This is a genomic window from Aliivibrio sp. 1S128, assembly GCF_001691065.1.
Taxonomy (GTDB): domain Bacteria; phylum Pseudomonadota; class Gammaproteobacteria; order Enterobacterales; family Vibrionaceae; genus Aliivibrio.
Map to the genome: position 1 here is coordinate 1 of NZ_MAJV01000035.1, position 254 is coordinate 254.

Consider the following 254-nt stretch of genomic DNA (forward strand, 5'->3'; position numbering starts at 1 on the left):
CCATCAGGGCAACCGACACCGAAAAACCATCAAATACAAACCATGCGCAGCGCTCAACAAAGAATGCAAAAGTTATTGAGTAGCGAACTTCCAGTAATGGTGATGCTCAAGTATGAAGCTGTCAATAATGCCGCTAAGCAAATGCTCAATGAAGCAATAGAGCGCAGTTGGCAGCAAGGTAAAGATATTACTCAAGCATCGTGGAATAAAATGGGCAAGATGGGTGGGGTTGTCGCCATCCTTAACCTTTGGAA

At 44.5% G+C, this 254-nt stretch carries 1 protein-coding gene; it reads left to right on the forward strand.

Going from position 1 to position 254, the window contains the following annotated elements; all coding sequences use genetic code 11:
* The coding region (locus A6E03_RS20225) for a hypothetical protein (RefSeq protein WP_176703458.1) at positions 1-254 on the forward strand (254 nt) is incomplete at both ends.